Below are 24334 nucleotides of genomic sequence, written 5' to 3'. Positions count from 1 at the left end.
ATTTCCGGCACTGGGCTAACGCAGTGTGCGCGATCACTCACCCCCGAAGATCGAGACTTTGAGTATTCGATCAATTGGAAAAGGGCAAGTGAGACGAACACCACTAAGCCGCAAGCGGACGTTTCCGGTAGAAGCCTACCCCATCAATTCGCGCACAAACGGGATCAGACCCGTCTGCCGCGTGCGGCGCATGCGTTCTGCGTCCAGGATCTCGCGGACCTTGGCAAAGCACGCATCGACATCATCATTGATCACGACATAGTCATATTCGGCCCAGTGGCTGATCTCTCCGCGCGCGCGCTCCATCCGGCCATCGATCACATCGCCGCTATCAGTGGCGCGTTCTTCCAGGCGGCGGCGCAGCTCTTCGAGGCTCGGCGGCAGGATAAACACACTGACGACGTCCTGCTGGTCCTTTTGATAGAGTTGTTGAGTGCCTTGCCAATCAATATCGAACAGGAAATCCTGCCCCTCTTTCAAGGCATTGCGGATCAAACCTTTGGGCGTTCCATAACGATGATCGAACACCGGTGCCCACTCGTAAAAGTCGTCCTCTTCGACCATTTGGTCAAACTTCGCATCCGAGACGAAGTGATAATGCACGCCGTCAATTTCGCCCTTGCGCGGCGGACGCGTGGTGGCCGAGACGGATAAAGCGATTTCGGGATCCGCCTCCAGCAGCATTCGAGACAAAGTCGTCTTACCCGCGCCCGATGGCGAGGAAAGAATGAACATCAAACCGCGGCGATTGAGGTGGCCGGGATCATCATTGGTATGCTGTGGTGTTTCGCCCATGCGACCCGATGCCGCAAACTGGGCGGTTAAATCAAGTCTTGTGACCGCGCGCGGGCAAGATTGGACTCAGTCCAGTGGTTCGCTTGCGCCTTTTTTTGAGCGCGCGCTGCGCCCAAGTTCGATCGATTTTCCGCGATCATACAGCGTCTTGGCCAGCAACCCGCCCGCCACAATCGCGAGGCCGGGCACAGAGCGCGTGGCAAGCTTGCTCACACCGTATAGCGCCAGAGTGGTCAAAATCCCGCGCCCGTCCAGCATATCGCGCGCGCTTTGTTCGTCTTCACTGGTGCGGACGATGCCTTTTTCTGCCTGCTTGCGAAACAGGCTTGAGGCGCCTCGCAGGACAATATCCGCGATCAGCAGGTTAGTCGCCGGGTTTGTACTGGGGCCGAGAACGCGCACCTCGCCGCTCTCGTCATCCGATGCCGAGACGGGGACCAAGTCCTGCGATGGTTTTTCTAAGTTGCTCATTAATCACTCAATGCACGGCGGGCGCCATTGATCCGCATTGCCATAGGGCAGGCGGCTACTTCTTGCGTCCGAAATCCACTGTGACCACGTTCGAGCCATCATCAGCGCCCTCGGCTGCTTCTTCTGCGCCGCTCTCGATGAGGTCATTTTCCGCGTCCTCATGCTCTTCCGGAGCCATATCGGCGACGGTCGCCTGAAACTGCAGGCCGAAATCGACCGCTGGATCAACAAATGCGGTGATCGCCGCAAATGGCACGGACAGTTTAGCCGGGATCTGATTGAACGACAGCCCCACGGAGAAACCTTCGTCGGTAACTTCCAACTCCCAGAACTTATTTTGCAGCACGATGGTCATTTCATCAGGGAACCGCTCACGCAGATGCGGCGGGATCGAGACGCCGGGCGCCTCGGTTTTGAAGGTGATGTAGAAATGATGCGTGCCAGGAAGCTCGCTGCCGCCAGCGACGATTTCGCCAAGCACGCGGCCAACCACGGCGCGCAGTGCCTCTTGGACGATCTCATCATAGGGGATCAGGCTATCGGGGGTGTCTTCAGTCATTATGCTTAAAGGGTGGCGAGCCGCGCCGCGCTGGTCAAGCAAATTGGTAACTTATGTTCGCACTTACGCCCGGCGGCGTGCGAGTGCTTGCGTCAATTTGCGGTGCGCCTATAGCGCGCTTTATGCAAAAAACAGCTCGCACAGGCACGATAGAGCGCAAAACGGCGGAAACCGAGATTGCTATTACGGTTAATCTCGATGGCACCGGTGCGTATGACATCTCCACCGGGATTGGATTTCTCGATCATATGGTCGAGCAATTTTCCAAGCATTCCCTGATCGATGTTTCGATGAAGGTGGTGGGCGATCTGCATGTGGATCAGCACCACACGACCGAAGACAGCGCGATTGCGCTGGGTCAGGCACTGTCCGATGCGCTGGGCGATAAGGCTGGGATTGGGCGCTATGGCAGTGCTTACTCCCCGATGGATGAGACTTTGGCGCGTGTGGCTTTGGACATCTCTGGCCGTCCCTATTGCGTATGGAATGCGCAATTCTCGCAAGAGAAGTTGGGCGAATGGGACACTGAGTTGATCCGCCATTGGTTTGAATCAATTGCACAATCTGCAGGGATCACACTGCACATTGAGCTGCTGTATGGTGAAAACAATCACCACATTTGCGAGGCGATCTACAAGGGTTTTGCCCGCGCAATGCGCACTGCGGTGGAGCAAGACCCGCGCAAAGCCGGCGCAATCCCTAGCACTAAGGGACAGCTCGGTGGGTGAGAGGGTTGCCCTCATAGATTATGGCGCGGGCAATCTTCATTCCGTCCACAACGCTTTGAAGGCGGTTGGCGCCGCAGTCGATGTGACGGCAGACATGAACACCGTTCGCGCCGCTGACCGGATCGTTTTGCCCGGCGTCGGCTCGTTCAAAGCCTGCGCTGAGGGCCTTCGCGCAATTCCCGGCATGGTTGAGGCCATGACAGAGCGAGTGCAGGTGGGCGGCGCGCCGTTTCTGGGCATTTGTGTGGGTATGCAGCTGCTTTGCACTCGCGGGTTGGAGCACGGGGTAACCGCCGGACTTGGCTGGATTCCGGGCGAGGTCCGGCTGATCGAACCGACAGATCCGGCAATTAAAGTGCCGCATATGGGCTGGAACGATGTCGCATTGCTGCCCCATGCGCGCGGCCATCATGTGGTGGAGGAGGGCGAGGCCTATTTCCTCCATTCCTACCACTTCGCCGCCGAAGACCCGCAGCACATTGCCGCATTGACCGACCACGGTGAGGGGATTGTCGCGGCGGTTGCCAAGGACAATTTACTCGGTGTGCAATTCCATCCGGAAAAGAGCCAGACTTACGGGCTGGAAACGCTCGAACGCTTCCTAAATTGGGACCCCGCATGATTATTTTCCCTGCCATTGACCTGAAGAACGGCGAAGTCGTGCGCCTGGCCGAGGGCGATATGGACCGCGCGACGGTTTATGGCGACAACCCTGTCGCGCAGGCGCAATTGTTTGCAGAAAGCGGCGCGCAGCACCTGCATGTGGTCGATCTCGACGGCAGTTTTGCCGGCCGGACCGAGAACCGCGAGGCTGTGGAAGCCATCATCGCGGCCTTTCCCGGTCACGTGCAATTGGGCGGCGGTATCCGCGATGCGGCAGGGGTCGAAGGCTGGTTTAAGCTCGGCGTCTCGCGCGTGGTGATGGGTTCTGCTGCACTCAAGAACCCTGAGTTTGTCAAAGAGATGGCTGGCGAGTGGGAAGGCGGCATCGTCGTCGCGGTCGACGCGAAAGACGGCATGGTCGCAACCGAAGGCTGGTCCGATGTCTCGGATGTCCCGGTGGTCGATCTCGCTCGCCGGTTCGAAGACGCGGGCGTAGCGAGCCTGCTGTTCACCGACATTGGCCGCGACGGCTTGCTGAAAGGCGCGAACATCGATGCGACGCTTGAGCTAGCGCGGCAGGTCGACATTCCGGTGATCGCCAGCGGCGGGGTAAAGGGCTTGGACGACATTCACGTCCTCTCACTGCACGCAAAAGAGGGCATCGAAGGCGTGATTACGGGCCGCGCTTTGTATGAAGGGAAGCTTGATCTGGCGGCGGCAATTGCGATGGGGGCGCGGGCGTGATCCATGCGGTTTATGGGCGTCCTCTTTCTGTGCCTCACATTCCTCGCAGGGATAACGGTTGGCACAATTGAGTATGCGTTGATCAATGTTGTTGTGTTTCTAGCGCTGGCTTTGGCTGTTGCTAAATTCATTGAGCCGCGCTTTGGGCAGAATGGCCTAGTTTACGGCATGGCGGGAGCGTTTTTTGCAAGCTTTTTGTGGCCTTACGGCTTGATCGCCTTCAAGTCTGGCGAGGATTGTGTCGGAGACGAGTGTCTCGAAATGGGCGTTTTTCTTGCGACGCTAAAGGAGAATACCCAATGACTGTCCGTAGCCGAGTGATCCCTTGCCTGATTAGATCAAGGTGCGCTGCTTTTGTGAGGTCTAAGAGATCTTGAACTTGCTACTCATCTTAATCCTGATGGTGCTCGGATCGTGCATGCTTTGGCTGGTCGTTAAAGGTTGGCGAAGCGGTGAGATCGGTTGGGGGCCGAACATCGCTCTAAAAAGTCGGTCAAACCAGCCGGTAGGTTTCGCAATTGTGCTGATTTTAAATACTGTTCTGGGCGCATACTTCATTTGGCTTGCCTTGATGTTTGCCGGAGTGGTTGCACCATGACCGTCCGCATCCGCGTAATTCCGTGCCTTGATGTGGCCGAAGGCCGCGTGGTCAAAGGGGTCAATTTCGTCGACCTCAAAGACGCTGGCGATCCCGTTGAGCAAGCGCGCGCCTATGATGCGGCGGGCGCGGATGAGCTTTGCTTTCTAGACATCTCCGCCAGCCACGAAGGGCGCGGCACGCTGCTCGATATGGTGCGCCGCACGGCGGAGGTTTGCTTTATGCCGCTGACCGTCGGCGGCGGGGTCCGCAGCGTTGAGGATGCGCGCGAATTGCTGCTCGCAGGTGCTGATAAAGTCGCGATCAATTCTGCCGCGGTTGCCCGGCCAGAGCTGGTAAGCGAAATCGCTGCGCGGTTTGGCAGCCAATGCGTCGTCGCCAGCGTGGATGCGCGGCGGGTTGTCCTGCCGATTGGTGAGGCGGTTCCGCAGTGGGAGATTTTTACCCATGGTGGGCGTAAACCAACAGGCATCGACGCCGTCGAATATGCCCAGAAAGTCGCCGATTTGGGCGCAGGCGAACTGCTGGTCACCAGCATGGACGGCGATGGTACCAAGGCCGGGTATGATCTGGAATTGATCCGCACAATCGCGGACAAAGTCAGCGTGCCCGTGATCGCGAGCGGCGGGGTGGGCACTCTCGATCATCTGGTTGAAGGCGTCACGAAAGGTCATGCGAGCGCGGTTTTGGCTGCCTCAATCTTCCATTTTGGCGAGCACACCGTCTCTGAAGCCCATGAAGCGCTGAGAGCCGCTGGCTTGCCCGCACGCGGCGTTTGAACCAAGGTTAGTCATATGGATACGTTGAAACGTCTTGAACAAACCATTGCCGCGCGCGCTGACGCTGCGCCGGATGCCAGCTATGTCGCCAGCCTCAATGCCAAGGGCTTGGGCAAAATCGCGCAAAAGCTAGGCGAAGAGGCAACCGAGACGATTATTGCCGCACTTAGCGAAGGCGATGATGCGCTGGTTCGTGAGGCTGCCGATCTGCTGTTTCACCTCATGGTGCTGCTGGGTCATAAGGGCGTTGCGATTGGCGATGTGATGGCCGAGCTCGACCGGCGCGAAGGTGTCTCTGGCCTCGATGAAAAAGCCTCTCGGGAGTAGCTACATGCCGATTGATGCCACCTTGCCCTATGATGATGCGAACATCTTCGCCAAAATCCTGCGCGGCGAAATTCCCTCGATCAAGGTCTATGAGGATGAGTGGGCCTTCGCCTTTGAAGACATCAATCCGCAGGCAGAGGTCCACACGCTGGTAATCCCCAAGGGCCGCTATGTCAGCTGGGATGATTTTTCGGCCTCGGCTTCGGACGCGGAGATTGGCGGATTTGTTCGAGCGGTTGGCACAGTGGCGCGGGCCAAGGGGCTGGTTGAGCCGGGTTACCGCCTGCTCGCCAATATCGGTGCGCATGGCGGGCAAGAGGTGCCGCATCTGCATGTGCACATTTTTGGTGGCCAGCCGCTCGGCCGGATGATCAGCGCGTAACCTATCTTATCGCAGATAAGACTCGTTTCACCGCCATTCATCATCAGGCGTGAAAAGCCCACTTCCCAGCGAATCCCCGCTGCGTTAGACGGTTTGCACCATGGTTAACCCCAATCCGCAGTCTTTGAATTTTCCTGGCGGCGCCTTTGATGGGCCGCGCCATTTTTATGCGGTGCGCGTCTATTACGAAGACACAGACCTCTCGGGGATTACCTATCACGCGAATTATCTACGCTGGTTTGAGCGTGCGCGCTCTGACCTGCTGCGTATGCTCAAGATTGATCAGCGCGCCGCGATTGAGGCGGATGAGGGCGCCTATGCGGTGTCTGAGATCAACCTGAAATATCTGCGCCCGGCCAAACTTGATGATGATGTGGTGATTGTGACCACATGCACAGAGCTGGGCGCGGCGAGTTGCCGCATGCATCAGATCGCAAAGCGCGGCGAAGAAACCCTGTGCGAGGCGCATTTGCGCGTCGGCTTTATCTCTCTCGAAGGTCGCCCAAAGCGTCAGCCTGGTGTTTGGCGAGCGGCCTTTCAGAACTTCATGGACCAAGAGGCTAAATGACGATTTTTTCATCGCTTGCGGCGAGCGCCGCTGCTGCTGCGCCGACCCGGCTCGACCCGGTTGAGCTGTTTCTAGACGCCGACATTGTTGTGCAATTGGTGATGGCTGGCTTGATCCTTGCCAGCATCTGGGTGTGGATGATCATCGTCTCTTTCAGCCTGCGGATCGGCGGAATGGAGCGTAAGGCGCGCGGCTATGAAGAGGATTTTTTTGAGACCAGCGACCATGAGGCGGTGCTGGGCAAGCGCACGCAGAAAGAGGTCGCCTCTGCGCGCGTCGCGGCCAAGGGTCTGCGCGAATGGAAAATGTCGACCCAATCCTCCAGCGTTGACCGCGATGCAGCGCGCCAGCGGATCGGCGCAGCGATGGAGAGCCAGGTTGCTTTTGAAGCGGATGAACTTGCCGCGCGGCTCAACTTTCTGGCTACGACCGGATCGGTGGCCCCTTTTGTCGGGCTGTTCGGCACGGTCTGGGGCATCATGAACAGTTTCTTCCAAATCGGCGCTCAGGAAAGTTCCTCGCTGGCTGTGGTTGCACCGGGCATTTCCGAGGCGCTGTTCGCAACTGCAATCGGCCTGTTTGCCGCGATCCCGGCGGTCATCGCCTACAACCGCTTTAGCAACCGGGTGAACCGGTTTGAGGCGCGATTGCAGCGTTTTGCGGACCGTTTCCACGCTGGCCTGAGTAGGGAGCTGGACAAGGCATGACAAAGCGAGGTTTGCGATTGGCGATGTTCGGCTGCGCAGCAGCCGCAAGGGCGACTGCCCGCCCGCAGCGACGCGGCTTATGGCCGCATGAGCGAGGAGTTCGCGCGCCCGGACGGGCGTGCGGAAGGAAAATAAGCTAATGGCGATGGGGTTGGCCTCTAGCTCTCGCGGCGGGCGCCGTTCGCGCCGTGCGCCGATGGCGGAAATCAACGTCACGCCTTTTGTCGATGTGATGCTCGTGCTGCTAATCATCTTTATGGTCACAGCGCCGCTGCTCGCCTCTGGTGTGCCGATTGAGCTGCCGGAAAGCCGCGCCAATCCGATTGATCAGACACCGGAGCAGGTAATGATCTCTGTCGATGGTGCGGGCGTGATCTACATTGACGATGCCGCGGTGGAACCGGGCGCGTTCCCCGAGGCTTTGGCACAGATTGATCGCGGGAGTGATGGCCAGCAGCTCGCGATTGTGCTGCGCGGCGACCGCACGCTTGATTACGGCAGAGTGATGGCTGTGATGGGTGAATTGAACCGCGCGGGCTTTTCTTCGATCTCGCTGGTCACCAGCGGTTCAGTTTCGCCGCCATAGCCCGGTAAAGTGATGAGCGAGCAGACCATGCAGCCAGCGCAATTTAGTAGCGAGGAACGGATCGGCCTTCTGGTCGCTCTGGCGCTGCACGTGGGCGTTGTTGCGGTGATGCTGCTGCAGCCAGTGCGTGATGAGGCCATGCCGATCCCGGAGCGGATGACGGTGAGCCTGGCCAGCGAAGTGAGCCTAGAATCCACCGCGCCTGATCCCGTGGCGGACAGCCGAGCCGCGATTGCGCCGACATTGGCCGATGATCCCGCGCCGACAACGGCAGAAGAGCTGCCCAGCGAGGCGCAAAGCGACCCTGAGCCGACACGGCCGTCGGTCCAGCCCACGTCGCGTCCGACCACGCGTCCAACAACCCGCGCGACACAAACACCGCGCACGCCGCCCTCGGCCACCCCGACCCCGCGCGGCGGCAGCCGGATCGGCAGCGATTTCTTGCCCGGTTCAGGCAGTTCTACGACTACAGATGACACCCGCATTCCAGCTTCTCAGATTGGCGCGAGTGCGCAGGCGTCTTTGCGGTCTGCGATCACCCGGCAATTGCGGCCCCATTGGAACGCGCCGCAGGGCGTTGATGCAGAGAAATTGGTTTCGGTTGCCTCTTGGCGACTCAATCCCGATGGTTCTTTGAGTGGGGCTCCGAAATGCAACACCGTCAGTAGCAGCATTACCCCATCCAATCGGCCCCAAGCGAATTTGCATTGCGAACGCGTGATTCGAGCAATTCAGCTTGCGGCCCCTTTCGATCTGCCCGATCAGTTCTACAATGGGTGGAAGACCATTTCTTCATGGCGTTTCGACAGAAGGCTCTAATGATTATGAGATCGTATCTCGCACTTTCCCTGGCTCTTTTTGCAGCCCCGCTTGCCGCTCAAAACGAGGACTTAGGTGAGCCTGTGGGGGAAGGCGGCAATGTTGAAACCGCCTTTGAAGAGAGCGCCTCAGATGACGGTGGGCTGACAGGTTCGGTCACTGACGAGAGCGATTGGCAGGATCTCGGCATTGCAATCCCGGCCTTTGCCACCGATCGGGAGCGTTCGACCCCGGCCAATGCCAGCGGCACCGGCGCGCTGGGCGGAGAGATCGCCCGTGTGATTACCGCCAACCTGCGCAACAATGGCATCTTCAAGCCGACCGGTCCGGATGCTTTGCCCAAGCCCAGCTTCGCCCAGATCACTGCGCCATCATGGAGCAGTTGGAGCGGGCGCGGCGCAGAGATGCTGGTGAAGGGCTATGTGAGGGCACGTGATGATGGCCGCTTGGTCGTCGGCTGTTATCTTTATGACGTTGCCCTACAGGACGAACTGATCCGTGAAGGTTGGGTCGTGCGTCCGGCGGATTGGCGCCGCGCTGCGCATAAGTGCTCTGACCTCATCTATGCCCGGCTGACCGGGGAGAGCCCGTTCTTTGATAGCCGCATCGCTTACATTGCGGAGACGGGCCCCAAGGACAAACGGGTCAAGCGGCTCGCGATTATGGACAGCGACGGCGCGAACCACCGCTTCCTGACCCTAGGCAGCGCGACCGCGCTCACGCCGCGCTATTCGCCGGATTATTCTCAGCTGCTCTATCTGTCCTATGTCGACGGAAATCCGCGCATCTATGTCTATGACATCGGTACCGGTAAGCAGAAGCTGGTGGCGGACACGGGCAATCCAACGCTCGCGCCGCGCTGGTCGCCGGATGGCCGATCGATCCTCTATTCGATGGCAGTGAACGGCAATACGGATATTTACCGAGTGTCGGCCAATGGCGGGCAGAGCGTGCGGCTCACCAACACACCCGGAATTGATGTGGGCGGATCCTATTCCCCCGACGGGCAAAAGATCGTGTTTGAGAGCGACCGCTCTGGCTCTCAGCAATGCTATGTGATGAATGCTGATGGTTCAGGCCAGCGTCGCATCACCTTCTTTGGCGGGCGCTGCGCCACGCCGGAATGGAGCCCGCGCGGTGATCAGATCGCCTTCACCCGCATCGCAGGCGACTTTAATATTGCCGTCATGACGCCTGCCGGGCGTAACCTTCGAGTGCTGACCAACGGATGGCAAGATGAGGCACCAACTTGGGCACCCAATGGCCGCATCATCCAATTCTTCCGCACGGCGCGCAATTCGGGCCGGTCGGGACTGCATCAGGTTGATCTGACCGGGCGTAATGAACGCCGCCTACCGACCCCGGTTGATGCCTCAGACCCTGCTTGGGGACCCATTCGTCCCTAAGATACGTTAATTACCATCCGCCGGGCTCCCCGACCCGCCGGCAACCAGAGAGGATTTGCCATGACTATCCCTAATACTCGTATCATCGCGATCGCTGTTCTTTCATCGACCGCATTGCTCGGCGCCTGCGCTAAAAAGGCCCCAGAGGAACTGCCACCGACCCCGCAAGCAACGGCTGCACCGACAACCGGCGGCACCTCGAACACGGCGTCTGTCCCGGGCGTTGGAACACAGGCGCATTTCGAACAGGCCGTGGGCAGCAATGCCGTGGTCTATTTCGACACAGACCGATTTAACATCGACAGCACTGATGCTGCCGCGTTGCAAACGCAGGCACAATATCTTGGGCAGTACTCGCAAGTGACCATCACGATTGAAGGCCATGCGGATGAGCGCGGCACGCGTGAATACAACGTCGCTCTGGGTGAACGCCGGGCCAATTCAGCCAAGAACTATCTGGTTAGCCTGGGCATTGCCGCCAATCGGATCCGGACGGTCAGCTATGGCAAGGAGCGCCCGGTTGCGCTGGGCTCCAACGCAGAGGCATGGGCGCAGAACCGCCGCGCGGCCAGCGTCGTCATCAACTAAACTGAGAATTGCATAGAGGTGTCTGGCCCGGCTTCGCGCCGGGTCAGCGCCTTTATGGCAGCAAGTAATCTGAAGCGGGCAAATCGAGCGAAGGAAGCTCGGCCTGCACCGGCATAAAGGCCGCATCGGACGTGTTGTTCATGTTGCCGCCTGCCGACAAGACGCACAGCGCAGCCATTGCGAAAGTGGCAAAGGCGCTTGAGATGGCGAGTTGTGGGCTCATGCTGGTCTTGGGTCTCATACTTACGGTTGGTGTTCGGCTGCGCTCTAGCGCTCAGATATGAACGATCTATTGCAATGCAACATTGCAATACGCAACTGGTTCCAGAATTTTCCTTCATAAGCAATCTACTGGCTTTGCTTTGTGCGCCAGCGCGCCTAGGTTAAGCGAATAATGGCATCGACAAACAACATTAATCGCGCCGCTGCGGGGCAGCCGGCATGAGCGGCAAAGGACGATCAAACGACTGGGGTTTCCCGCGCTGGAGGTCTTACGATTCCTCGCGCGAGGCGGTGACTCAGCGTGAATGCGATCGACACGGCTGCGGCGAGCCGGGCCTGTGCCCCGCGCCAAAATCGCCCAACAGCCCCGACCGCTGGCACTTTTGCCAAAAGCACGCGGCGGAGTACAATAAGGGTTGGGACTATTTTGAAGGTCTCGACAAAGAGGAAAAGGCCAAGCGCGCCAAGGATGAGCAGCGCGAAAACTCCGGCTATGCTGAGGCGAGCCATTATGGCTGGACTGGCTCTGGCGATGGCAGCCGCAGCGATGATGAAATGCGCGCGCTGGAAGTGTTGGGGCTAGAGGCGGATGCCGACTTTACCGCGATCAAGAAAGCCTACCGGGCCAAAGCGAAACTGGTCCATCCCGATGTGATGCCGGGCGACGAAGAGGCTGCGCAGCAGTTCCAAGCGATCCAGGTGTCCTACGAAGTGCTGCGCCAGGCAGAAGAACGCCGAGAGTGGAAGGGGTAAGCCCGCATCTAACCTCGTACCTACAATCTAGACAACCACTAGAATGGACCTTGCTCAATGACTTTCTTTCAAAGCAAATTCGGATTCAAGAACACGTTTTTCTTGGCCAGCCTTCTCTCAGCTTGTTCAGAGAGCGCGGTCACTGGGCAGACGAACCCCACGGGGCTCGGTGCAAATGACGCTGTTGAAGAACGAGCAACTCCGATCGCAGAGCATGAAGCCGAACAGGCTGCGCAAGAGCTAATGAAGCTTGGAGCCGCAGGCGAATTCGCAGCAGCGGCGGAGATGACCGATAATCCGGAATACATGCTGAGGCAGTTTGGCCGCGAAATTAATACCTATGGCCTCGATCAGACGAAGGAACGTTGGCGGCAGGCACTGGCGGAGCGCGACATTCGCTCGATCACGGAGTCCGGTGACTACGCGATGATCCTCATCGAAAGGCCCCACTCTGATTATTCGCCTGTGGCATCTGAGATTGACAAGCGCGGTCCCGATGGCACCTATAAAGCGGCCTTGTTACCCGGACCCGATATACCCTGCGTATTGGTACGTGAGTACTTCAAGGAAAAGGGCGAGCCTGACGGTGAGGCACCATGCGCTGGGCAGTGATATTGGCGCTACTCCATTGGCCCTGGCAGCTCCTTTTTAACAGCATTGATCGCTGCAATCGGATTGTCGTTCCACCATGGCGTGTCGGTCCAAGGCCGCGCGTCAATCTCATGCGTCCAGCAGTTCTTGGGCTGCTGCGCCAGGTGCCAATAGGTCTCCGCCAGCGCGGCCGGATCGATCACGCCGTCTTCGCCCTTTGACGCCTTATAGGCCTCAAACTTGTCGCCCAGCAGCTTGCCGAGAGTGTCGGGCGCATCGACCGAACCATCAACCACGATATGCGCCACATGCACGCCTTGCGGGCCGAACTCTGCATTGAGCGTTTGGCACAGCATCCGCCGCCCGCCCATCGCCGCAGCATGGCTGTGCTGTCCGGCATTGCCGCGCACAGCGGCGGTGGCGGAGGTGACGAGCAGCGTGCCTTTACCGCGCTCAGCCATCGCGGGCAGCACTGCATGAGCGAGCCGGAACAGGCCGTAAGTGCCGAGCCTCCAGCCAAGCTCAAAGGCGCGATGCGGCGTATCCGCCAGCGAGCGATTGCCGATTTGCGCGCCCAGATTGTAGAGCGCAGTGTCGACCGGGCCGATATCGCGCTCGGTCCGCTCTACCAGCTCCTCAATCGATCCATCCTCAGCGGCGTTGAGCAAGGCGCCGCTCGCTGATCCGCCCGCGTCCTCAATCTGGCTGACCAACTTCGCCAGGCCTTCCTCATCACTGCGCCGCGCCAACATGGTGTGATAGCCGCCAGCGGCAAAGCGCATCGCCGTGTGCCCGCCGATTCCAGCGCCAGCGCCGATCACAAGGCATACGGGCTTGCGTGCGTCAGTCATCGGCGGTTTCCCTTCACACGTGCTCCAAGGCCTGTTCGAAGTCTGCGATCAGATCGTCCGCATCCTCGATCCCGATGCTGATCCGCACCAGGTTGTCTGTGATGCCCAGCGCCGCCTTGCGTTCCGGCGGGACGGACAGGTGCGTCATCGCCGCGGGATGGCTCGCCAGCGTCTCTGTGCCGCCCAGGCTGACCGCGAGTTTCGCGATTGTCAGATTGTCTAGGAAGCGGAAGCTCTCTGCCTCGCCGCCTTTGATGAAGACGCTGAACGTGCTGCCTGCGCCCTTGCAATGGCGATCATAGATGTCCTGCTGGCGCGGATCGTCGATGAAGCCGAGATAGCCGAGCCCTTCCACCTTGGGATGCGCTTTCAGGAAGGCGCAGACCTTAGCCGCATTCTCGCCTGCGCGCTGCATCCGCAGCTCAACCGTTTCCAGGCTGCGCAGCAGCATCCAAGCTGTGTTCGGATCGACAATCCCGCCCATCGTGTTGCGCAGGGCGCGCACCGGGTCCATCCACTTCTTCGCACCAGCAATCGAGCCTGCGACAAGGTCCGAATGGCCGCCGACATACTTGGTCAGCGAGTAGACCACGATGTCCGCGCCGTGATCGAGCGGGCGTTGCCACAGCGGCCCTAGGAACGTGTTGTCGATCGCGATCGGACAATCCCATTTGAGGTTCGCATCGCGCGCTTCCCTGACCGCCTCGATATCGACCAGAGCATTGGTCGGGTTGGCCGGGCTTTCAAGGTAGATCATCGCCACCTTGCCGCCGCCTGCATTGGCCTGGGCTTTGGCGCGCTTCAGCACCTCGTCCAGCTCCTCGCGGCTCGCACCGGCGGGGAAGTCCACGTAAGTCACGCCGAACTTTGCCAGCACCTTGGCGACGAAGCCCTCCGATGCGGCATAGAGCGGGCCGGAGTGCACAATCACATCGCCTTGGCTCACACTCGCCAGCATCAGGATGCAGATCGCGGTCATCCCGCTGGAGAAGGTGAGTGCATCCTCCGCGCCGTCCCAGATCGCCAGCCGGTCTTCGAGGATCTCCTGATTGGGCCCGTTGAAGCGTGAGTAGACCAGGCCCTCTGCGCCGCCGGGTCGCTGGCCCGTGATCCCTTCGAAATGCCGCTTGCCCGCCGCCGCGTTCTCAAACGCGAAGGTGGAAGTGAGGAAGATCGGCGCCTTCAGCGATCCTTCGGACAGGGCGGGGTCAAAGCCGTAACCCATCATCTGGGTCGCAGGCTTCATCTCGCGCCCGCCGATCATGGTCTTGGGCTGCTTGGGCTTACGCCGCGGGGTCGGAGTGTTGGTTGGGTCGATAACGTCGGTCATGATGGCCGGCATCCTTCCTTGATCACGCTCCCAGGAAGGCAGGAGCTGGTCTGATCAGTCCGAGCAGCCCCCGCTCCTAACCTCCGCAGGAACGCCTCTCCACTCGGCCCATGCAATGCGCCTTGATTATCGCGCACTGGTTGCACTTGCAACCGGTTGAGGGGCCAGTATCCGCGTTCTCCTTCCTCACTCAACTCACCGCTGGTGAAGCACGCTTGGAACGGCTGGAGCACAGTCTTAGGCCAAAAATCCATTCGATCAAAAAGCGCCGTATGATCGATTTTTCCGATTAAGGGCGAGGGGGCTGGCATGGCCTCGTGATAGCCTGCTTGGGGCGAGTAGGAAATGCGATGCGATGTGTGGATTGGCCGATTGGGAAAGTCCGGTCCTGCTTCTTCCGCTCCAAACCATCAATAGCCCCACCGTCATCCTGAACTTGTTTCAGGATAACCGTCACAGGTCGCGCGAGGCCGAGGGTGTTATCCCGGATCAAGCCCGGGATGACGATTGAGGCGGGTTACTTACGCAAAAACGCCTCGTTCCCGCCCACGTCACCCTGAACTTGGTTCAGGGTCCATCCCCCGAGCGACATACTTGGGTTTGGACTAACGATGGATACTGAACTGAATTCAGCATGACGAGTTTGTGAGGGCGGTGCTCACACGGCAAATGCGGGGAGCAAGGAATTCCTAATTAAATCAATTTTTAAACTTCAAACCATAGCCTGAATATAAATATCGGGAAGGGTTTGACTGTGAATTCACGTGCACTGTTGGCGTTTGCAATGCCAGTTTTTCTAGCAGCAGGCTGCGCCCAGCAGAAAGACGAGCCTTCGGTTTGGGACGAAGCCGAGAGCGGTTCTGGATCAAACGCTCCGGAAAACCAGTTCGGCTTTCACGAGGCGATGGAAGAACGCGCGGTGAGTATCGACTTGCCCGTTCTCGAGAGCCGTTCGGCTCCCGGCATCTCGGTTACTGCCGCACCAGGTGTGGCCTTCACCTATCGCTATGCCTTCGTCCTCGGCAGCGACAAAATTGCGGCTCAGCAAGAACTGCATGCGCAAGCTTGCGAGGAATTGGGACGTGCAAAATGCCGTATCACGGGCATGCGCTATAAGCTGATCGATGAAGACCGGATCGAGGCCTATCTCAAATTCAAACTTGCGCCAGAACTGGCCCGCGACTTCGGCAAGGATGGCATTGCCAGCATCGAAGAGGCAAATGGTCAGCTGATCGAAGCGGTGATCGTCGGCACTGATGCCGCCGAACAAATTCAACAATCAGAAGAAACCACTTCCCGGCTCGAAGAGCAGCTCGAAAGGGCACAGACGCAGCTGCGCCGAGGTGGCCAGAGCGAGGATGAGCGTCGCCGGTTGGAGCAACAGATATCTCAAATCCGTTCGCAGATTGAGGCTCAGGGGACGACGCGCGAGAATTTGTCTGAATCCTTGGCCAACACGCCAATGACCTATTATTATCGGAGCGATGAGGGCTTCTCACTGGGTTCTAATCCGATTGGAGATGCAGGCAGCACGGCGTGGTTCAGCCTTTCCGCCATGATTGCAGGAGTGCTCACATTCCTAGGCATCATTCTGCCTTGGATTTTGCTCGGCTTTGGATTGCTGGCGCTGTGGCGGACGGGCCCGGTAAAACGGCTGCGCAATTGGGTGCGACCGAAGAAAGAACCTGAGAAATTCGCTGATGTGACCTGAGGCGTGAGCGGCATTAGCTGCTGGCGTGGAATGAAGCGCGCCTGCACGTTGCCTGGCGGCCAAGAAAACCTAAAACACCGCCGCAATTCCCCACACCATCCCCACAATCAGGAATATCCCGGCGATATCGAGCACCAGGCCGGCGCCGACCATTCGTTCGATCTTGATCCGTCCGGTGGACCACGCAATCGCGTTTGGCCCGGTCCCGGCGGGCAGCATAAAGCCCCAGCTGGCGGCCAGCGCAGCGGGCATCGCGAGCAGCAACGGGTCTGCGCCTAGAGCCACCACCAGCGCCGCGATCACCGGGATAATGCCGGTTGCGGTTGCGACATTGCTGGCGAATTCGGTGATCACAACGATCATCGCCACCACGCACAGGGCCACCACGATCAGCGGCAGGTTTTCCAGCGGCAACAACGCCTCGCCCAGCCATGTCGCTAGCCCTGAGGCCTGCATCCCGCCAGCCAGCGCCAATCCGCCGCCAAACATCATGATCACGCCCCAGGGCGCGCGGTCGGCCTCTTTCCAATTCAGCAGCGCGCGGCCTGTGCCATCGGGCAGCAGGAACAGCGCAAAGCTAGCGAGGATGGCGATGGTGCCATTGGTCCATGACCCCTCCGGCAAATACGGCTTGACCAGCGGCAATGTCATCCACGCGAGGAAGGTGAGGACGGCGACCGGGATCAGCCGTTTTTCCGGCGTGGTCCAGGCCGTGCCCGTCTCAATCGCATCGCGCGCGGCGGCGACGTCAAACGGGTGCTGCGACACCTTTTGAAACTTGGCGATGATCAGCGCGGCGAGCGGGACGCCAACGATCACAATCGGCAGGCCAAACAGGGTCCACTGGGCAAAGGTGATCTCCACCCCGATCATCGTGTCGAGCAGGCCGACGGCAATCGCATTGGTGGGCGATCCGACAATGGTGCCGAGCCCGCCAATGCTGGCGGCAAAGGCAATGCCCATCGGGAGCGCGCCGGAGAGGCCTTCTTTGTCGAGCGGGGTCTCGGCATCCGCCGAAACCTGGGGCTGGACCTCCCGCTCCCTCCGCCCTTCCACCCGGATCGTATCCGAAACTGTTCCGGGTGGAAGGGCGGAGGGAGCGGGAGGCGCGGCGGCGCGGGCAACCGCGCCTCCAGAAAGAACAGCCAGCGCCATGGGCATCATAATCAGGCTGGTCGAAGTGTTGGAAATCAGCATCGACAGCAGCGCGGCGGAGATCATAAACGCCAGCAGCAATTGCGTCTGCCCGCCGCCTTTGCCAACCACGCGCAGGATCGCCAGGCTAAGGCGCTTGTGCAGGCCGGTGCGCTCAATCGCCAAAGCCAGAAACGCGCCGCCTAGGATCAGAAACAGGATCGGTGAATAATATGTGCTGGCCGTCTCGCGCGCGGTCGACACCCCGCTAAAGGGCAGGATCACAAACGGCAGCAGCGCCGTGACCGTCAGCGGCACGGCCTCTGTCATCCACCAGGCCGCCATCCACACGACCAGGCCCGCGACTAGCCACGCTTCGCCCGGCATCCCGGCGGGCTGGGCGGTGATCGCGGTGATGGCAAAGACCAGCGGGCCAAGGATCAGGCCAATCATGCGCGCGCTCATACTGGCTATCGGTCCCCGTGCAGTGGCCGCGCGCTGGAATGCTCGCGGCGGTCCCGCATTACTCGCGCGCAATGCCCGCAAGTGCAAGCGGGATCAGAGAAATGCGCTTATCGGGCGGCTTCTGGGCTCTCTAAGTGGAGACGCCTCAAGCAGACTTCTTCTTCATCTGAGCCGTGCTCAATATCCCAGTCGCTGTCGGTATTTTCGAGTATTTCGGCATCTTCCTTGGCCTTCTCGCCAAGGCAAGCCGACAGATCAACTGCTGTGCGCTCGACCAGCTCCCACTGTCCATTCTCGCCGCGTTTTGCGTGAGCCATGAGCAAAAGGTCGCTGCGATAAGCACTGTGCTGAGCCACGCGAAATGTCTGTTTGCCGATCTTTGGGTTACCGGCGATGAGTTCGACCGGATTGAGCGACAAATCGTATAGAGCGCTCATGCAGATGTATCCCTCAGGACAATCGGGTAGTCCCACAAACTTCTGTTTTTCAATCCGCGCCAGGTAGATTGCGAAATCGGCATTGGGGCTCAATGCGCTCACCTCTTCCTGTGCGGTCGTGGCGCAGCCGGCAAGGGGGGCGCATAAGCAAAAAAGGGCAAGAGCAATCCATGCCCTTACCCTTTCTTGAAACCTCATCAGCATCGCTGCCAGCCTATTTCGGGGCGAGCACCATCAGCATTTGCCGACCTTCAAGGCGCGGGAATGCTTCGACCTTGGCGATTTCGTCGACGTCAGCCTGCACCTTTTTGAGCAAGTCCATGCCCAGATGCTGGTGCGCCATTTCGCGCCCGCGAAAACGCAAGGTGACCTTCACCTTGTCGCCGTTTTCGATGAATTTGTTTACATTGCGCATCTTCACATCATAATCATGCGTGTCGATGTTAGGGCGCATTTTGACTTCTTTAATGTCCTGCGTTTTCTGGGTCTTACGCGCGGCATTGGCCTTTTTCTGGGCCTCATACCGATACTTGCCGACATCCAGGAATTTGCACACGGGCGGGTCTGCATTGGGCGAAACCTCAACCAGGTTGAGACCAACTTCATTGGCCTGCTCGGTGGCTTCAGCCGTGATCATCACGCCGAGATTCTCGCCGTTTTCGTCGATCACGCGGACCTTGGGAACTTGAATGAAATTATCGTAGCGAGGGCCGCTTTTGATTGGCGGGGCCATCGAACGCCGAGGTGGACGGGCTATGTGTGTTCTCCTGTAATAGCCAAAGTGTGCAGCGCGCTATGTAAGGGCAAACGCGGAGGATTGCCAGATGAGATTGGATTTAGATTTTTGCGTTTCGCACTCGCATCCGCGAGCGCGATTTCCTCGCAGCTTGCGGACAAGTCCGCGCTGCTGCGGGCGGCCGCAAGGGCCTTGCGGTCGCTGGCGCGACCGTGCTCCGCCACCAAGCCATTTGGAAAGCGCTGGTTCGACGCCGCAGGCGTCGCAAGGGCGACCGCCCGCCCGAGCTTATGCGAGGATAGCCAAGTGAGCGGATGCGAACGCCGGCGCTTGAGGCCAAACAAAAAACTAGGCCGCCTCTCGGAACAGCGCGAAGCTCACCAATTTCCCCTTCGCTGGCAGCACCGCGTCGATTTCGCTCGCGGGTTTCAGCGCGTCCAAAATTACTGGATCGCCTGCATCCATGCCGCCTGTATAGGCACCGAACGCTGGCAATATCATCCGGTCCGCGCGCGTGTCTCCGCGGCTCACCACGCCGCAGGGGCGGGCGATATGGCGGCCTCGCACCCTGAGACGCATCTTGGGGTGATAATGCCCGGACAGCTCCGGCTGCGTCTCGCCCGCCTTTGCCTCATGCCTCAGCACAATTCCGCCAATCTCCAGCTCCTCGGACAGCTGCGCACCGAAAGAGCGCTGCATATTCTCGTCGTGATTGCCGGTGATCCACACCCAATCGAGCGCGCGGGTCAGCGATTCCAGCATCCCAGCGGCATAGGGATCGAGCCGGTGCGTACCGTCATCATCGTGGAAATTGTCGCCCAGAGTGATCACGCGCCGCGCGCCCGTTGCCTTCACGCTATCGGCCAACCGTTCCAGGGTCTCGCGGCTGTCATAGGGCGGCAGCATCTGCCCGTGCTGCGCATAGAAGCTGCCCTTTTCCAAATGTAGGTCCGCGACCAGCAAGGCGCGCTCTCGCGGCCAATACAGCGCGTTGTTTTTCAGCAGCACCATTTCCTCGCCCGCAAATTGCATGGCGGCAAAATCAGATGGTGCGAACGAAAGGTGAACCATGCGCTTCATCTGGAGCGGGCCACGCGATAATGCAACCGCGATCATTGCTTTCGCTGTGTCTATTTGATTTATGTCAAAGCGGGTGGACAGCGGCCTTGTCATCGCTCAGGTGACATGAAGTACGCGCCGGGGCGCTAGAAGGGCGAGAGCGAGATTTATGAGCGATAGGCAATCCAACACAGAGCAAGCACGCACGTGGTTCGAAAGCCTGCGCGATCAGATCTGTGCTGAGTTCGAGGCGATCGAGCGTGAGGCCGGATCCGATGCGAGCTTTCAATACACCCCGTGGGAACGGGAAGAGGAAGGCAATTCTGATCCCGGCGGCGGCACCCAAGGCCTGATGAAGGGCAAAGTGTTTGAGAAGGTCGGAGTCAACGTCTCCACCGTGCGCGGCAGCTTCAGCAAGGAGTTTGCTGGCCAAGTGAACGGCGCGAGTGCGGAGAACCCGGGGTTTTCTGCGACCGGCATTTCGCTGGTGGCGCATATGACGAACCCGCGCGTGCCCGCCGTGCATATGAACACGCGCTTTCTCACTACCGGCAAGGCCTGGTTTGGCGGCGGGGCAGATCTCAACCCGCCGATCCCCTATGAGGAAGACACCGAGGCATTCCACGCCAGCCTGCGCGCGGCCTGCATGGCCCACAATCCGACCTATTATGAGAAATACAAGAATTGGGCGGACGACTATTTCTATATTCCCCACCGCGAGAAACATCGCGGCGTTGGCGGGATTTTCTACGACCATTTGGAATGCGAGGACGAAGCCGCGTTTGATCGCAATTTCGCCTTCACACAGGACGTCGGCAAAGCCTTCCTAGACATCTATCCGAAGCTGGTGCGCACCCGGATGGACAGCGAATTCAGCGACGAGGACGTCGCACAGCAGCTCGAATATCGCGGGCTATATGCCGAGTTTAACCTCGTCTATGATCGCGGGACATTGTTCGGCCTAAAGACCGGCGGGAATATCGACGCAATCCTGATGAGCCTGCCGCCACGAGCAACCTGGAGCTGATCAGGCTGGGAGACGCGCCCTCTCAAGTCTCAAGAACAGCCTCTTCCTTCTCGGGCAGCCAGCGCTCCAAGGCATCGCGCAAGGTGTCGATTGAAATCGGCTTGGATAGGTGCTCCTGCATGCCGCATTCGAGGCAGGCCTCAACGTCATCGGCAAAGGCATTGGCGGTCAGCGCGAGGATAGGCAGGGTCGATGGGTCAAATCCGTCTTTGCGCAAAGTCGCGGTCGCTTGCAATCCGTCCATATTGGGCATGCGAACATCCATCAGGACCAGCTCATAGGGTTGATCATCATGGCTCGCATCGCGCACCATCTCGACCGCGTTTGCCCCATCTTTCGCCGCGCTTAATTCCACACCCAGACGCTGAGCCATATCGGCAAACAGCTCGCGGTTGATATCGAAGTCCTCGGCCAGCAACACGCGCCTGCCGGCCAGACGATGTTCTGCCTCGATCATTTTGGAATGAGGGAGTTCGTGCCGCATGTTGCTGGCCGCGAGCAATGGCAGGTTCAGTGTAAAGGCAGAGCCGCGGCCCGGTATGCTGTGGACCGATAGAGAGCCAGACATGAGCTCGGCCAATTGCTGGCAAATGGCCAGGCCAAGCCCAGTGCCCCCGCGCTCTGTTTGCGAGGATTGATCGACCTGAGCGAAGGCGGCGAAGACGTTTTCTTGCATCTCTTGCGAGATGCCGATGCCCGTATCCGCGACGGTGATTTCCAATTGCCCGTTCACGCATTGGGCAGAAAGGCGAATTTTGCCCTGGTCGGTGAAGCGCACGGCATTGTGCATGAGGTTTGTGAGGATCTGCCGCAGTCGCAGGCCATCGAGCAGCACAAATTGCGGCAATGCGGAATCGACGACCCGCTCCACCTTTAGCGCTTTCTCCCGCGCGAGCGGTTCAATCAATTGCGCGACCCGGTGCACGATGTGGCCAATATCGACGGGTTCCGGCTTGATCGTCATATGCCCAGCCTCGATCTTGGTCAGATCGAGAATATCATTGAGCAGAGTCTGCAAAGAGCGGCCGGATTCGACGATCAGATCAACGTGGCGCCTTTGGTCTTTGTCCAGCGAACTGGTCTGCAGCAGTTCGGCAAAGCCAAGCACGCCGTTCATCGGAGTGCGGATTTCGTGGCTCATCTTGGCCAGAAATGCACTTTTCGCCTTGGCCATGGCCTGCGCCTCATCGCGGGCCTTGCGCAGTTCCTGCTGCATCTGCTCTTCATCGGTGCGGTCGCGGAACACGCCGAACAGAGCGGCGGGATTGCCCGCCTCATCAAACTCCACCCGGGCGATGCTTTGCGTATGGCGAATTTCACCATCGCTGCGAATTAGGCGAGCCTTGAAGGTGTAAGGCTTGCCCGTTTGCCGGGATTGCTCAACCGATGTGGCGACGAGATCGCGATCATCCTCGTGGAAAAAGTTTATGGCGTCCTCAAGCCTCGGCAGGTTGCCCGGTTCGAGGCCATGAATGGCATAGGTCTCCGCCGACCAATGCAGATCGTCTGTCGCCAGATCAATCCGCCAATGGCCGACATGGGCAGAGGCCTCGGTGAGGTTGAGTAGCCGGTTTTTCTCCTCAACCACCTTCATCTGTTCGCGCAGCTCATCCGTTTGGCGGACGTGATGCAGTTTGGAGCTAAACTCGCGCAGGCCAATCGTCAGCAGCAATGCCGCGATTGTGGCCTCTGCGAAATAGAGCTTTGTTTCGTTGCCCAGCAACCCAGCTATCAGGACGATCACTGCTGCAAAAGCAGCGGCAAGGGTGACCAAGCCGGTTGCAGCGGCAACCCGTTCTTTGGCGGAGGGAACTGAGAAAGACATCGCCGGGAGGCTAACACCAACTGCCTCCCATGACCCTTCCGTTAGGCTACGTAAAACCCTTCAGGTTTGGCGCGGCGAAAAAGGCTTAGCTTTTGCCCCAGCCAGCGGCGCCCACCTTTTCCTCACCATAGGAGATGAGGCAGCGCATATATCGCTTGTGGAATTCGATCGGGTCATCGATTTCGATATCGACCTGCTGCCATTCAGGGCAGGTGAGGATTTCGATCCCGCCGTCTTTCGCTGGCAGGCCGCTCATGAAATCATTCACGTCTGGCTCAATGCGCAGGAAATTGAAACAGCCCGCTTCTTCGCAAGCATCGGCTTCGACGGCGAGGGCAGAGAAACGGTAGACCTCATTGACGAGAATGTGTTCGGCATCGAGCGCGAGTTCCAGGATGTTCCAATCCTTATGCGCGCCTTGCTTGCCGCCCATCGGCTGTTCTTCGGTGCACAGAGATTTGTCCGCCTTGGGGCAGGGGCGCTGGGGCAGTTCCAGCGTGCCGTCAATCACGGCATAGACCACCGGGGCGAGTGATCGGACCGGCAGCGGGGCGGGCTCTTCACTCCCCGGCTCGATCAGTTCGGCTAGCTCATAGGCATCTGTCATCCCGTTTTGCCGGCGGAAAAACGCCTCGAGCACGCTGTCTGAGAACAGGCCAAAGCGCAGGCCCCCATCAACATACATCGTATTGTCAATAAACGCGGGCGGGGCGGCAATCGGCGAAGATGAGCTGGCTATGATCGCGCTGATGTAGCAATCCTTGAGGTTCTCTTTGCCCTCATCATCGGGCGCGGTGTTCACATAGCGCGTGGCCATATCGCCCAGATCAAACGCCACCGCATCGCCGCTATCGGCGTCGGTTGCGCCCACATACAGCCGCGCGCCAGCGGCATAGCGAACCGCCACCGTCTGCATGACGTCGTCGGAGATATATGTGTGCAGCCTCGCCCGCAGCGGCTCGAGATTGCCGAACGAGCCATGCTCGATCAGCGTCAGATAATTGGCAAAGTCCGGCTTTCCGTCCTTCGGCGTGGCATAGACATTGATCAGATCGCTTTCGGAATTGATCGTATAGCCTTCGACCGCGCCTGCTGCATCGTTCACAAAGGCGAAGGTGGCCAGGATGGATCCGGTGCTGATCCCGGTGACGACTTGGAAGTCCGGCAGATCGCCCGTGCCGCCCCATCCGGCGAGAACGCCTGCGCCGAACGCGCCGTGCTCGCTGCCGCCGGATAGCGAGAGCAGGCTGGCCTTCTCACCGTTCTGCAGCCGGTCATGCGCGCGCAGGCTGGTCTCAATCTCTGCCGCGAGCGCGGAAGGCGTGCGTTCACCCAGGTCGGCTGGACGAGAGACGGGCACGCCCACATTCATGCGGATCGTCTTGAAATCGCACATCTGGTTTTCTGGCGTGATCGGCGCCTTTTGACAGCCAGCGGCCGCCAATGCGCCCAATGTCAGCGCCGCTGCGCTCAGTTTACCCGTGATACTCATGTGCAAATTCCCTCGGTCCACCCCGTATGCCGAGGCCTCAT

At 59.3% G+C, this 24334-nt stretch carries 30 protein-coding genes; 18 read left to right on the top strand and 12 right to left on the bottom strand.

The window, feature by feature from the left end; genetic code table 11:
* Nucleotides 1–135: 135 nt before the first annotated feature.
* From gmk to AC0V6V_RS05660, 3 genes are all read right to left on the bottom strand, one after another.
* Nucleotides 136–795 (bottom strand): guanylate kinase, encoded by a 660-nt coding sequence (gene gmk, locus AC0V6V_RS05670; RefSeq protein ID WP_486164466.1) that lies wholly within the window; start codon nucleotides 793–795, stop codon nucleotides 136–138.
* 66 nt (nucleotides 796–861) lie between these two features.
* Nucleotides 862–1266 (bottom strand): hypothetical protein, encoded by a 405-nt coding sequence (locus AC0V6V_RS05665; RefSeq protein ID WP_486164464.1) that lies wholly within the window; start codon nucleotides 1264–1266, stop codon nucleotides 862–864.
* 55 nt (nucleotides 1267–1321) lie between these two features.
* Nucleotides 1322–1825 (bottom strand): SspB family protein, encoded by a 504-nt coding sequence (locus AC0V6V_RS05660; protein ID WP_486164463.1) that lies wholly within the window; start codon nucleotides 1823–1825, stop codon nucleotides 1322–1324.
* Nucleotides 1826–1947: 122 nt separating this feature from the next.
* Here AC0V6V_RS05660 and hisB point away from each other — a divergent pair, with 122 nt between their 5' ends.
* From hisB to pal, 13 genes are all read left to right on the top strand, one after another.
* Entirely contained in the window at nucleotides 1948–2553 is a 606-nt protein-coding gene (hisB, locus tag AC0V6V_RS05655; protein ID WP_486164462.1) for an imidazoleglycerol-phosphate dehydratase HisB, read from the top strand.
* Nucleotides 2546–3175, top strand: a complete 630-nt coding sequence (gene hisH, locus AC0V6V_RS05650) for an imidazole glycerol phosphate synthase subunit HisH (RefSeq protein ID WP_486164461.1) — start codon at nucleotides 2546–2548, stop codon at nucleotides 3173–3175. The genes hisB and hisH overlap by 8 nt, the downstream gene beginning before the upstream one ends.
* Nucleotides 3172–3900, top strand: a complete 729-nt coding sequence (gene hisA / locus AC0V6V_RS05645; protein WP_486164460.1) for a 1-(5-phosphoribosyl)-5-[(5-phosphoribosylamino)methylideneamino]imidazole-4-carboxamide isomerase — start codon at nucleotides 3172–3174, stop codon at nucleotides 3898–3900. The genes hisH and hisA overlap by 4 nt, the downstream gene beginning before the upstream one ends.
* Before the next feature lie 12 nt (nucleotides 3901–3912).
* Nucleotides 3913–4203, top strand: coding sequence for a hypothetical protein (locus AC0V6V_RS05640; protein ID WP_486164459.1), 291 nt, complete (start codon nucleotides 3913–3915; stop codon nucleotides 4201–4203).
* A 291-nt stretch (nucleotides 4204–4494) separates the two neighbouring features.
* Nucleotides 4495–5277, top strand: coding sequence for an imidazole glycerol phosphate synthase subunit HisF (hisF, locus tag AC0V6V_RS05635; protein WP_486164457.1), 783 nt, complete (start codon nucleotides 4495–4497; stop codon nucleotides 5275–5277).
* A gap of 15 nt (nucleotides 5278–5292) precedes the next feature.
* Nucleotides 5293–5604: a phosphoribosyl-ATP diphosphatase gene (locus tag AC0V6V_RS05630; RefSeq protein WP_486164455.1), complete on the top strand. Its 312-nt coding sequence runs from the start codon at nucleotides 5293–5295 to the stop codon at nucleotides 5602–5604.
* Nucleotides 5605–5608: 4 nt separating this feature from the next.
* Entirely contained in the window at nucleotides 5609–5986 is a 378-nt protein-coding gene (locus AC0V6V_RS05625) for a histidine triad nucleotide-binding protein (RefSeq protein ID WP_486166051.1), read from the top strand.
* Between the two features lie 100 nt (nucleotides 5987–6086).
* A complete protein-coding gene (locus tag AC0V6V_RS05620) occupies nucleotides 6087–6554 on the top strand; it encodes a YbgC/FadM family acyl-CoA thioesterase (RefSeq protein WP_486164453.1) in 468 nt (155 codons plus the stop codon).
* On the top strand, nucleotides 6551–7261 hold the full coding sequence (tolQ, locus tag AC0V6V_RS05615) for a protein TolQ (protein ID WP_472643085.1): 711 nt from the start codon (nucleotides 6551–6553) through the stop codon (nucleotides 7259–7261). The genes AC0V6V_RS05620 and tolQ overlap by 4 nt, the downstream gene beginning before the upstream one ends.
* 139 nt (nucleotides 7262–7400) lie before the next feature.
* Nucleotides 7401–7847: an ExbD/TolR family protein gene (locus AC0V6V_RS05610; RefSeq protein ID WP_486164452.1), complete on the top strand. Its 447-nt coding sequence runs from the start codon at nucleotides 7401–7403 to the stop codon at nucleotides 7845–7847.
* A 12-nt stretch (nucleotides 7848–7859) separates the two neighbouring features.
* Entirely contained in the window at nucleotides 7860–8666 is an 807-nt protein-coding gene (locus tag AC0V6V_RS05605) for an energy transducer TonB (RefSeq protein WP_486164451.1), read from the top strand.
* The gene (tolB, locus tag AC0V6V_RS05600; RefSeq protein ID WP_486164450.1) at nucleotides 8666–10072 is read left to right on the top strand and encodes a Tol-Pal system beta propeller repeat protein TolB; all 1407 of its coding nucleotides are present in this window, start codon (nucleotides 8666–8668) and stop codon (nucleotides 10070–10072) included. The genes AC0V6V_RS05605 and tolB overlap by 1 nt, the downstream gene beginning before the upstream one ends.
* 60 nt (nucleotides 10073–10132) lie before the next feature.
* Nucleotides 10133–10660, top strand: a complete 528-nt coding sequence (gene pal, locus AC0V6V_RS05595; protein ID WP_486164449.1) for a peptidoglycan-associated lipoprotein Pal — start codon at nucleotides 10133–10135, stop codon at nucleotides 10658–10660.
* A gap of 52 nt (nucleotides 10661–10712) precedes the next feature.
* Here pal and AC0V6V_RS05590 read toward each other — a convergent pair whose 3' ends face one another.
* The gene (locus AC0V6V_RS05590; protein WP_486164448.1) at nucleotides 10713–10883 is read right to left on the bottom strand and encodes a hypothetical protein; all 171 of its coding nucleotides are present in this window, start codon (nucleotides 10881–10883) and stop codon (nucleotides 10713–10715) included.
* 218 nt (nucleotides 10884–11101) lie between these two features.
* Here AC0V6V_RS05590 and AC0V6V_RS05585 point away from each other — a divergent pair, with 218 nt between their 5' ends.
* Nucleotides 11102–11635 carry a J domain-containing protein gene (locus tag AC0V6V_RS05585; protein WP_486164446.1) on the top strand — a complete coding sequence of 178 codons (534 nt, stop codon included), beginning with the start codon at nucleotides 11102–11104 and terminating at the stop codon, nucleotides 11633–11635.
* Nucleotides 11636–11692: 57 nt separating this feature from the next.
* On the top strand, nucleotides 11693–12247 hold the full coding sequence (locus AC0V6V_RS05580; RefSeq protein WP_486164444.1) for a hypothetical protein: 555 nt from the start codon (nucleotides 11693–11695) through the stop codon (nucleotides 12245–12247).
* 8 nt (nucleotides 12248–12255) lie between these two features.
* Here AC0V6V_RS05580 and AC0V6V_RS05575 read toward each other — a convergent pair whose 3' ends face one another.
* Together AC0V6V_RS05575 and AC0V6V_RS05570 are read right to left on the bottom strand one after the other, a co-directional pair.
* Nucleotides 12256–13077: an SDR family NAD(P)-dependent oxidoreductase gene (locus AC0V6V_RS05575; RefSeq protein WP_486164443.1), complete on the bottom strand. Its 822-nt coding sequence runs from the start codon at nucleotides 13075–13077 to the stop codon at nucleotides 12256–12258.
* Nucleotides 13078–13090: 13 nt separating this feature from the next.
* On the bottom strand, nucleotides 13091–14407 hold the full coding sequence (locus AC0V6V_RS05570; protein ID WP_486164442.1) for a cystathionine gamma-synthase family protein: 1317 nt from the start codon (nucleotides 14405–14407) through the stop codon (nucleotides 13091–13093).
* A gap of 122 nt (nucleotides 14408–14529) precedes the next feature.
* Here AC0V6V_RS05570 and AC0V6V_RS05565 point away from each other — a divergent pair, with 122 nt between their 5' ends.
* Nucleotides 14530–14700, top strand: coding sequence for a hypothetical protein (locus tag AC0V6V_RS05565; protein ID WP_486166245.1), 171 nt, complete (start codon nucleotides 14530–14532; stop codon nucleotides 14698–14700).
* A gap of 491 nt (nucleotides 14701–15191) precedes the next feature.
* Nucleotides 15192–16118 carry a DUF4349 domain-containing protein gene (locus AC0V6V_RS05560; protein ID WP_486164439.1) on the top strand — a complete coding sequence of 309 codons (927 nt, stop codon included), beginning with the start codon at nucleotides 15192–15194 and terminating at the stop codon, nucleotides 16116–16118.
* 69 nt (nucleotides 16119–16187) lie between these two features.
* On the opposite strand, the gene AC0V6V_RS05555 is transcribed toward AC0V6V_RS05560, so the two are convergent.
* The 4 genes from AC0V6V_RS05555 to pdeM all read right to left on the bottom strand — a co-directional run bounded on the left by AC0V6V_RS05555 (nucleotide 16188) and on the right by pdeM (nucleotide 19961).
* Entirely contained in the window at nucleotides 16188–17717 is a 1530-nt protein-coding gene (locus tag AC0V6V_RS05555; RefSeq protein WP_486166244.1) for an SLC13 family permease, read from the bottom strand.
* Nucleotides 17718–17824: 107 nt separating this feature from the next.
* Complete coding sequence (locus tag AC0V6V_RS05550) at nucleotides 17825–18352, bottom strand: hypothetical protein (RefSeq protein ID WP_486164436.1); 528 nt, start codon at nucleotides 18350–18352, stop codon at nucleotides 17825–17827.
* Between the two features lie 16 nt (nucleotides 18353–18368).
* A complete protein-coding gene (gene infC / locus AC0V6V_RS05545) occupies nucleotides 18369–18887 on the bottom strand; it encodes a translation initiation factor IF-3 (protein WP_472643072.1) in 519 nt (172 codons plus the stop codon).
* 351 nt (nucleotides 18888–19238) lie between these two features.
* A complete protein-coding gene (gene pdeM, locus AC0V6V_RS05540; protein WP_486166050.1) occupies nucleotides 19239–19961 on the bottom strand; it encodes a ligase-associated DNA damage response endonuclease PdeM in 723 nt (240 codons plus the stop codon).
* Between the two features lie 157 nt (nucleotides 19962–20118).
* Here pdeM and hemF point away from each other — a divergent pair, with 157 nt between their 5' ends.
* Nucleotides 20119–20976, top strand: a complete 858-nt coding sequence (gene hemF, locus AC0V6V_RS05535; RefSeq protein ID WP_486164435.1) for an oxygen-dependent coproporphyrinogen oxidase — start codon at nucleotides 20119–20121, stop codon at nucleotides 20974–20976.
* 22 nt (nucleotides 20977–20998) lie between these two features.
* Here the strand turns inward: hemF and AC0V6V_RS05530 are convergent, their stop codons facing one another.
* Together AC0V6V_RS05530 and AC0V6V_RS05525 are read right to left on the bottom strand one after the other, a co-directional pair.
* Nucleotides 20999–22801 (bottom strand): ATP-binding protein, encoded by a 1803-nt coding sequence (locus AC0V6V_RS05530; protein WP_486166243.1) that lies wholly within the window; start codon nucleotides 22799–22801, stop codon nucleotides 20999–21001.
* A gap of 85 nt (nucleotides 22802–22886) precedes the next feature.
* Entirely contained in the window at nucleotides 22887–24293 is a 1407-nt protein-coding gene (locus AC0V6V_RS05525; protein WP_486166242.1) for a patatin-like phospholipase family protein, read from the bottom strand.
* Nucleotides 24294–24334: the final 41 nt, after the last annotated feature.

The organism is Erythrobacter sp. S249, assembly GCF_057364975.1.
Note: the sequence above shows the minus strand (reverse complement) of the source record. Positions and strands in the feature narration are given on the sequence as shown.